The organism is Nonomuraea longispora, from assembly GCF_004348345.1.
Lineage (GTDB): Bacteria > Actinomycetota > Actinomycetes > Streptosporangiales > Streptosporangiaceae > Nonomuraea > Nonomuraea longispora.
Window position 1 is genome coordinate 1 of sequence record NZ_SMJZ01000279.1, and the last position, 9,106, is coordinate 9,106.

The 9,106-nt window shown below is 68.0% G+C and carries 9 protein-coding genes and 1 pseudogene; 9 read left to right on the plus strand and 1 reads right to left on the minus strand.

From position 1 onward, the window contains the following. Together E1267_RS40445 and E1267_RS40450 are read left to right on the plus strand one after the other, a co-directional pair. Window positions 1-433: pseudogene (locus E1267_RS40445) on the plus strand (glycoside hydrolase family 38 N-terminal domain-containing protein); the annotation flags it as partial. 216 nt (window positions 434-649) lie between these two features. Beyond that, entirely contained in the window at window positions 650-1,147 is a 498-nt protein-coding gene (locus tag E1267_RS40450) for a hypothetical protein (protein WP_132341080.1), read from the plus strand. Between the two features lie 28 nt (window positions 1,148-1,175). Here the strand turns inward: E1267_RS40450 and E1267_RS40455 are convergent, their stop codons facing one another. Next, entirely contained in the window at window positions 1,176-1,667 is a 492-nt protein-coding gene (locus E1267_RS40455) for an Lrp/AsnC family transcriptional regulator (RefSeq protein ID WP_132341082.1), read from the minus strand. Window positions 1,668-1,937: 270 nt separating this feature from the next. On the opposite strand from E1267_RS40455, the gene E1267_RS40460 reads away from it, so the two are divergent. The 7 genes from E1267_RS40460 to E1267_RS40490 form a co-directional block, all read left to right on the plus strand. Continuing rightward, window positions 1,938-3,371, plus strand: a complete 1,434-nt coding sequence (locus E1267_RS40460; RefSeq protein ID WP_132341084.1) for a gamma-aminobutyraldehyde dehydrogenase — start codon at window positions 1,938-1,940, stop codon at window positions 3,369-3,371. A 21-nt stretch (window positions 3,372-3,392) separates the two neighbouring features. Further along, entirely contained in the window at window positions 3,393-4,460 is a 1,068-nt protein-coding gene (locus E1267_RS40465) for an ABC transporter ATP-binding protein (RefSeq protein WP_132341086.1), read from the plus strand. Window positions 4,461-4,490: 30 nt separating this feature from the next. Further along, window positions 4,491-5,684 (plus strand): polyamine ABC transporter substrate-binding protein, encoded by a 1,194-nt coding sequence (locus tag E1267_RS40470; protein ID WP_132341088.1) that lies wholly within the window; start codon window positions 4,491-4,493, stop codon window positions 5,682-5,684. A gap of 9 nt (window positions 5,685-5,693) precedes the next feature. Next, a complete protein-coding gene (locus E1267_RS40475) occupies window positions 5,694-6,545 on the plus strand; it encodes an ABC transporter permease (protein WP_132341090.1) in 852 nt (283 codons plus the stop codon). Beyond that, window positions 6,542-7,327 (plus strand): ABC transporter permease, encoded by a 786-nt coding sequence (locus E1267_RS40480; protein WP_132341092.1) that lies wholly within the window; start codon window positions 6,542-6,544, stop codon window positions 7,325-7,327. Before E1267_RS40475 ends, E1267_RS40480 begins: the two co-directional genes overlap by 4 nt. Before the next feature lie 44 nt (window positions 7,328-7,371). Next, window positions 7,372-8,766, plus strand: a complete 1,395-nt coding sequence (locus E1267_RS40485; protein WP_132341094.1) for an NAD(P)/FAD-dependent oxidoreductase — start codon at window positions 7,372-7,374, stop codon at window positions 8,764-8,766. A gap of 15 nt (window positions 8,767-8,781) precedes the next feature. Then, a partial coding sequence (locus E1267_RS40490; RefSeq protein WP_181957912.1) for an alpha/beta hydrolase occupies window positions 8,782-9,106 on the plus strand: 325 nt, incomplete at its 3' end.

The window sequence follows — 9,106 nt, forward strand, 5'->3', positions numbered from 1 at the left end:
GGCCGGGCCCCAGCTCCCGACCCCTGCGGCGCAGTCGCGCGGGGTGCGCAAGGTGAGCCTGGCGCTGATGCCGTACCAGGGGTCGTGGGAAGAGGTCGTGCCCCAGGCGGAGGTCTTCCGCCACGACCTGCTGGCGGTGCCCGGCCAGGGCCCGCGGGACCTCCCCCTGCCCGCACCGGCGGCGGGCCTGACGGTGACGGGCAAGGGCGTGACGATGACCTCCCTGCGCGACCGGGACGGCCGGCACGAACTGCGGGTGGTCGCCCTCACGCCCGGGAACACGGAGGCCGTGATCACCGGCGACTTCACCGAGGCCACGCACGCCGACCTGCGCGGCCGCCCCGGCGACCCCCTCCCGGTCACGGACGGCACCCTCCGCCTGCCACTGAAGCCCTGGGAGATCGCCACGATCCATCTCGTCAACTCTAGGTAATCTTTAGAACACATATAGTAATGTCGTGCCCGTGATCACTCCCCAACACGAAGGGCTGACCAAGCTCGTCACCCTCGATCTCGGGCACACCGGCTGGAATACATCGCCAACTTCCGGGCGCGCGAGAAGTGCCGGGTCGTCCTGACCGTCATCTGCCCCGATCGCCAGATAGCACGCTGGGCGGCCAAGCCCATAGAGACCGGCCATCCGGGACTCGTGCTCAATCCCCTGGTGATCGGGCCCGACAACACCCCGCTCATCACCGACGTGGCCGAGGCGCTGGGCAACATCGGTCTGGCCGTCATCTCCGCCGTCACCAAGGCCCAGGACCCGTTGATCAAAGAAGTCCTGAGCACGTTGGATGCGGCCCTCAGCAAAATCGATCAGAAGCTGGCCGGACGATACGGTCAGTACATCTACGTCTCTCTGACTGGCGTCGCCCAGAAGGAATGGGGGAACCTTATGGCTATGCTGACACATCCGTACCAGGGGGAGTTCGCCGAGAGCCTCCTCGCCGAGGGCGAGGCCAAAGGCCAGGCCATAGGTGAGGCCATAGGTGAGGCGAAGCTGCTGCAGATGCTGCTCAAGGCGCGGGGCATCGAGGTGTCTGAGGAGGTGCGGGCGCGGATCACGTCGTGCATGGACACGGCGGTGCTGGAGGAGTGGTTCCAGCGGGCGCTCACGGCCGACTGTGCGGAGCAGGTCTTCGGGTGAGCCCCCGGGGGGCCCGCCGCCAGGTCGCTCAGCGGGTGCCCCAGGAGTAGGTCTGCTTACGCAGTTTCAGGTAGACGAACGACTCGGTGGCGCGTACGGCGGGGATGGCGCGGATCTTGCTGAGGATCTCCAGCAGGTGCCCGTCCCCCTCGCACACCACCTCCACGATCACGTCGAACGAACCGGCCGTGAGCACCACGTAGTCGATCTCCTCGATCGCCGCCAGTTCGTCGGCCACCGACTCGAGATCGCCCTCGCAGGTGACGCCGATCATGGCCTGGCGCGGGAAGCCCAGGGTGAGAGGGTCGGTGACAGCGACGATCTGCATGACGCCGGCGTCCTGCAGCCGCTGGACGCGCTGGCGCACCGCGGCCTCCGAGAGTCCGACCGCCTTCCCGATCGCCGCGTACGGCATGCGCCCGTCGGCCTGCAACTGCTCGATGATCTGCTTGGACAGGTCGTCGAGCACCACGGGCCCTGGGCGGGAGGCGGAGCGGCGTACGCGCGGCGGCGTGGTCATCGGCTGTGGTTCCTCCTAGCGGTCCGGCATGGCGGTGGTGTTCCCGCTGGGATGCCGTCCTGGTGCGACATGTTGTCAGTTCCCGGTCGACTGTCAAGCGAATTCGTAGCAATTTGATATATTCACCACGAAATCCCTTGTTTCGCTGCGACCGCTCTGTAAGAGTCGCGGGCATCTCAGCCACCTCACGAGGAGGTCATTCATGACCGAGCTTGCCGAGGTCATCCATAGCCACAGCACCTGGGTCAGGCGACCGACGAAGGAGGGCGCATGACGACCCGTCTGCAGAACTATGTCAACGGCGAGTTCGTGGACGCCAAGAGCGGCCGGTTCTCCGACATCATCGACCCGTGCACGGGCGAGGCCTACGTTCAGGCCCCGGTCTCCGGGCAGGACGACGTCGACGCGGCCTTCGCCGCCGCTGCCGCGGCGTTCGAGTCGTGGGGGAAGACCACCCCGGGTGACCGGGCCAACCTGCTGCTGAAGGTCGCCGACGCGATCGAGGCGCGGGCCGACGAGATCAACGAGGCTGAATGCCGCGACACCGGCAAGCCACGCGCCCGCATGGCCGAGGACGAGACGCCGGTCGCGGCCGACCACTTCCGCTTCTTCGCGGGCGCGGCCCGCACGCTGGAGGGCCCGACGGCGGGTGAGTTCCTCGCCGAGCACACCAGTGTCATCAGGCACGAGCCGATCGGCGTGGTCGGCCAGGTCACGCCGTGGAACTATCCGGTGATGATGGCGGTCTGGAAGATCGCCCCCGCGCTCGCGGCCGGCAACACGATCGTGCTCAAGCCGTCCGACACCACCCCGGTCGCCACGCTCAAGCTCGCCGAGATCCTCGGCTCGGTGCTGCCCGCCGGCGTCTTCAACGTCGTCACCGGCGACCGCGAGACGGGCGCCCTCGTGGTGGGCCATCCGACCGCCTCCATGGTCGCCATCACCGGCTCGGTCGGCGCGGGCATGTCGGTGGCGAGGAGCGCCGCCGACGACCTCAAGCGCGTGCACCTGGAGCTCGGCGGCAAGGCGCCGGTCGTGGTCTTCGAGGACGTGAAGGACCTGAGCAAGGCCGCCGCCGGCATCGCCGAGGCCGGTCTGTACAACGCCGGCCAGGACTGCACCGCCGCCTGCCGGGTGCTGGTGCAGGAGAGCGTGCACGACGAGTTCGTGGCCGCGCTGACCGAGGCCGCCGCCGCCACGGTGACCGGCGGCCTCGACACCGAGGACGCGCTGTACGGGCCGCTCAACAACGAGAACCAGCTGGCCAGGGTGCAGGGCTTCATCGACAGGCTGCCCGAGCACGCCACGGTCCTCACCGGCGGCGAGCGTGTCGGCGACAAGGGCTACTTCTTCGCCCCCACGGTCGTCGACGGGCTCAGGCAGGACGACGAGATCGTCCAGAACGAGGTCTTCGGCCCCGTGATCACCGTGCAGACGTTCACCGACGAGGCCGACGCGCTATCCAAAGCCAACGACGTGAGATATGGCCTGAGCGGCTCGGTCTGGACCTCCGACCACGGCCGCGCCATGCGGATGTCCAACGGGCTGGACTTCGGCACGGTCTGGGTGAACACGCACATCCCGTTCATCTCGGAGATGCCGCACGGCGGCTTCAAGCATTCCGGATACGGCAAGGATCTGTCGGTGTTCGGGCTGCACGACTACACCAGGGTGAAGCACGTCATGCACTACATCGGCGAATAGCGGCAAGGGCGAAACCTGGACATGACCGGGCTATCGGCAATCGAGCTAGAGGACGTCGTCAAGGAGTACCTCTCGCATGGTGAGGTCGTCCAGGCGGTCAAAGGCGTGACGCTGGACATCGCCGAGGGGGAGTTCTTCTCCCTCCTCGGCCCGTCCGGCTGCGGCAAGACCACGACCATGAGGATGGTCGCCGGGTTCGAGGCGCCCACGAAGGGCCTGGTGAAGCTGCACGGCCACGACGTCACGGACGTCCCGCCGAACAAGCGTGACGTCAACATGGTCTTCCAGTCCTACGCCCTCTTCCCGCACATGAGCGTCTGGGACAACGTGGCGTTCGGCCTGAAACAGCGCAGGACGCCGCAGGAGGAGATCAGGCGGCGGGTCGGCGAGATGCTGGAGATCGTCGACCTGGCCGGCAGGGAGAAACGCCGGCCGCGCGAGATGTCCGGCGGCCAGCAGCAGCGCGTGGCGCTGGCCAGGGCCCTGGTCAACCGGCCGCGGGCGCTGCTGCTCGACGAGCCGCTCGGCGCGCTCGACCTGAAGTTGCGCCAGGCCATGCAGATCGAGCTGAAGCGCATCCAGCGCGAGGTCGGCATCACCTTCGTGTACGTGACCCACGACCAGAACGAGGCGCTCACCATGAGCGACCGGATCGCCGTCATGAACGACGGCCTGGTCGAGCAGCTCGCCAGGCCGCGCGACATCTACGAACGACCCGCGACCGCGTTCGTCGCGGGTTTCATCGGCACCTCCAACCTGCTCGCGGGCACCGCGACCGGCGGCGAGATGAAGGTCCGCGGCGGCCGGGTGCTGGTGCCAGGGCACGACGGCGAGGTGTCGGTGACCGTACGCCCTGAGAAGATCGCCATCGGGCAGGACGAGCCGGGTCCGGAGCTGAGCGGCGTACGCGGGACCGTCGCCGAGGTCGTCTACCTCGGCACCTACACCAGCTATTCCGTGAGCCTCGCGGACGGGGCGGACATCACCGTTTTCCGGCAGAACGCGCATGACTCGCTGGCCGCGGCGGAGCGGGGAGACCCCGTCTGGCTGTCGTGGCAGGCGCAGCACTCGTACGTGATTGGAAGTTGACAGCGCCTCATGAACCCCCCACATCGCCTCATGGGCCGATTCCGCACCCGACGTGACGTCTTCCGGCTCGCCGGTTACTCGGCCGCCGGGCTTGCCCTGGCCGCCTGCGGCGTGCAGGGGCAGAAGGCCGCTCCGCCCAAGGCGGACGCCGTCAAGGACTTCTGGGCGAAGCAGACCAAGAACGGCAAGGTCGTCTTCGCCAACTGGCCCGAGTACATGCCGGGGGACAAGGGCCCGCTCGAGCGGTTCAAGAAGGACACCGGCATCGCGTACGAGTACAAGGAGGTCATCCAGGAGAACGCGGACTTCTTCGGCAAGGCCGACCCCGTGCTGCGCGCCGGGCAGTCGCTGGGCTACGACATCGTCGTCATGACCAACGGCGTGCAGCTCCAGCACATGCTCGAGCTCGGCTACGCGGTGCCGCTCGACCACACGCGGCTGCCGAACTTCCTGGCCAACGCGGGCCAGAAGTTCAAGGAGCGCTCCTATGACCCGGGCAACAAGTACACGGTCCCGTACGCCTCGGGTGTGACCGGGATCGCGTACAACACCGACCACGTCAAAGAGGAGATCACGAGCATCGAGGCGTTGTTCGATCCCCGGTACAAGGGGCGGGTCGGGATGATGAACGACGCCCAGGAGATCGGCAACTTCGGCATGTTCGCGGTGGGCGTCGACCCGGAGAAGTCGACGGAGGCTGACTGGAAGAAGGCCGGGGAGAAGCTCAAGGCGCAGCGCGATGCCGGACTTGTGCGGAAATATTATGATCAAGGGTATATCGATGCCGTGTCGAAGGGCGATGTCTGGGTGACCATGGCCTGGTCGGGCGACGTCTTCCAGCGCCAGCTCGCCGGCGAGCCCGTCGCGTTCGTGGTGCCCGAGGAGGGCGGCACGATCTGGACCGACAACATGCTCATCCCCAAGGGAGCGGCCAACCCTCTCGACGCGCTCATGCTGATGGACTACCTCTACCAGCCCGCCGTGGCCGCCGAGCTGGATGAGTTCATCCAGTTCGTCACGCCCGTCCCCGCCGTCCAGGACCTGTTCAGGGAGCAGGCCAAGACGGCCGGGGCCAAGGAGAAGAAGGCGCTCGACGCCATGATCGACAGCCCGCTCATGTTCCCGAGCGAGGCCGACTACGCCAAGCTGCGCACGTACACCACCCTGACCAACGAGCAGGAGCAGGTGTTCAACCCGATCTTCCAGTCGATCACCCAGGCGTAGGCGCGGACCATGCGGCGGCTCACCCCCTACCTCCTCGCGCTGCCCGGCTGGATGTGGCTCGCGATCTTCCTGGTCGTGCCCATGGTCGCGATGGCCTCGGTCTCCCTGCAGACCGGCAACGCCTACGACGGCTACGCCATGACGTTCAGCTTCTCCAACTACGGGGACGCGCTCGGCAGGTACAGCACCCAGCTGCTCCGCTCGCTCGTGTACGGCGCGCTCGCGACCGCGGCCATGTTGCTCATCGGCTATCCCGTGGCCTACTGGATCGCCTTCAAGGGCGGCGACCGCAAGTCGATGTACCTGTTCCTGCTGCTGCTGCCGTTCTTCGTGTCGTTCGTACTGCGGACGATCTCGTGGAACTTCCTGCTGGCCGACAACGGCATCCTCTTCGGCACGCTGAAGGACTGGGGGCTCCTGCCCGACGACTTCCACGTGCTCGCCACGACGCTCGCCGTGGTGGGCGGGCTGACGTACAACTTCCTGCCGTTCATGATCCTGCCCATCTACGTGGCGCTGGAGCGGGTGGACCCGCGGGTGGTGGAGGCCGCCCAGGACCTGTACGCCACACGCGTGGGAGCCTTCCGCCGGGTGGTGCTGCCGCTGTCGTTGCCCGGAGTCTTCGCCGGGGTGCTCATGACGTTCGTGCCCGCCACGGCCGACCCCATCAACGCGCAGATCCTGGGCGGTACGGGCAACACCATGATCGGCAACAACATCCAGACCGAATACCTGGTCAACCTGGACTACCCGACCGCATCCGCGCTGTCGTTCACGCTGATGGCGGTCCTGCTGGTGGGGATCTTCGCCTACGCCAGGGCGCTCGGGACGGAGAACGTGCTAGAGGCGGCGGCCCGATGAGGCGCGGCGCGCTCGGCGACCGGCTGCTGCACGCCTACACGTGGCTGGTCATCGTGTGGTTGTCGGCGCCGATCGCCGTGATGATCCTGTTCGGGTTCAACGACAAGCAGAGCAAGTCCAACACCACCTGGCAGGGCTTCACCCTCCGGTGGTACGCCGAGCTGTTCGAGATCTCCGACCTGACCGTGGCGCTGCGCAACTCCCTGGTCATCGCCCTGGTCAGCACCGTCATCACCGTCGTGCTCGGCACCATGCTCGGGCTCGCGCTCGGCCGCCACCGCTTCCGCGCCAAGGGCGTCACGAACTTCCTGGTCTTCGCCGCCATCTCCACGCCCGAACTGGTCATGGGAGCGTCGCTGTTGTCGTTGTTCGTCTCGGCCAACGTGCCGCGCGACGCGAACACGGTCATCATCGCGCACGTGTTGTTCTCGCTGTCCTTCGTGGTGGTGACCGTGCGGGCGCGGATCGTCACGCTCGACCTGTCGCTGGAGGAGGCGGCCAGGGACCTGGGCGCCACGGCCTGGGGCACGTTCCGGCAGGTGACGCTGCCGTCGATCATGCCCGCGGTGATGGCGGGTGCGATGTTGTCGTTCGCGCTGTCGATCGACGACTACGTGGTGACCAGCTTCGTCAACGGCTCGACCGTGACCTTCCCGCTGTGGATCGTCGGTGCGGTGAAGACCGGCATCCCGCCGCAGGTCAATGTCATGGGTACGCTCATCTTCGGCGTCGGGGTGCTGATAGCCGTCGCCAACGCGGTCGTGGCCAGGCGGCGGGCCTGACCACTGGGCCGGGGTCCGCGAGAGGATCGTAGGGATGTGGAAGTGTGGATCCGCTGCAGGCGCTGGCCGACGCTGAGCGCAGGCCGTACTGGCTGGACAGCCCGTTCAGGCCCGAGCCGGCCCCGCGGCTGGCCGGCGACACCACCGCCGACCTGGTCGTCGTCGGCGGCGGCTTCTCCGGCCTGTGGACGGCCCTGATGGCCAAGGAACGCGACCCGTCGATCGACGTCGTCCTGCTCGAAGGGCGCAGGATCGGCTGGGCGGCCAGCGGCCGCAACGGCGGTTTCTGCATGGCGACGCTCACCCACGGCCTGGCCAACGGTCTGGAACGGTGGCCGGAGGAGATCGACCGGCTGGAGCGCATGGGCGTGACCAACCTCGACGAGATCGAGCGCACGCTGTGGCGCTACCGCATCGACTGCTCGTTCGAGCGTACGGGCGAGTTGCACGTGGCCACCGAGCCATGGCAGCTCGACGGCCTGAACGAGCACCAGGAGCTGATCGACGAGCTTGGCCTCGACTACGTGCCGCTCGACCGGGATCAGGTGCGGGCCCAGGTCGACTCGCCGACCTACCTGGGCGGGTTGTGGGAGCGCAGCGGCTGCGCCATGGTCGACCCCGCCCGGCTGGCGTGGGGGCTGCGGGACGCGTGCCTGCGGCTCGGCGTACGCGTGCACGAGCGCAGCCCGGTGCGCTCGTTGCACGACGACGGCACGACGATCACCCTGCGCACGCCGTACGGCACGGCCGCCGCGCGCCAGGTGGCCCTGGGCACGGGCGTGTTCCCGCCGCTGCTGCGGCGGCTGCGCCACTTCGTGGTCCCGGTCTACGACTACGTGCTGATGACCGAGCCGCTGACCCCGGCCCAGCTCGCCGAGGTGAATTGGAGCAACCGGCAGGGCGTCGGCGACTCGGGCAACCGGTTCCACTACTACCGGCTGACCGACGACAACCGCATCCTGTGGGGCGGCTACGACGCCGTCTACTACAACGGCGGCCTGGTCAGGCAGGAGTACGACCAGCGCGACGCGACGTTCGTCAAGCTCGCCGAGCACTTCTACGCCACGTTCCCGCAGCTCGCGAACGTGCGCTTCAGCCACCGGTGGGGTGGCGTCATCGACACCTGCAGCCGGTTCAGCGCCTTCTACGGGCGTGCGCACGGCGGCCGGCTGGTCTACGCGGCCGGCTTCACCGGCATGGGGGTCGGGGCCACCAGGTTCGGCGCGAACGTCATGCTGGACCTGCTGGCGGGCGAGCGCACCGAGCGCACCGAGCTGCGGATGGTGAAGGAGAAGCCGATCCCGTTCCCGCCCGAGCCGGTGCGGTCGGGGGTGATCCAGTTCACCCGGTGGTCGATCGCCCGCGCCGACCGGCACCAGGGCAGGCGCAACCTGTGGTTGCGCGCTCTCGACCGGATGGGGCTGGGGTTCGACTCATAGCGCAGACTTGGGCGTATGAAAGCAGAATTCGCCGTCGACGGCCTCACCCTGATCGGTGACCTGCGGGTTCCGGACGGCGCGGGGCCGCGTCCAGGGCTGGTGTTCACGGGTCCGTTCACCGGGGTGCGCGATCAGGTCACCGGTCTGTACGCGGCCCGGCTGGCGGAACGGGGCTACGTCACGCTGTCCTTCGACCACCGCAACTGGGGCGAGTCGGGCGGGCAGCCGCGCCGGCATGAGGATCCGCAGGGCAAGCTGCACGATCTGCGGGCGGCGGTGTCGTGGTTGCGGTCGCGACCGGAGGTGGACGCGGAGCGGGTCGGGGTGGTGGGGATCTGCC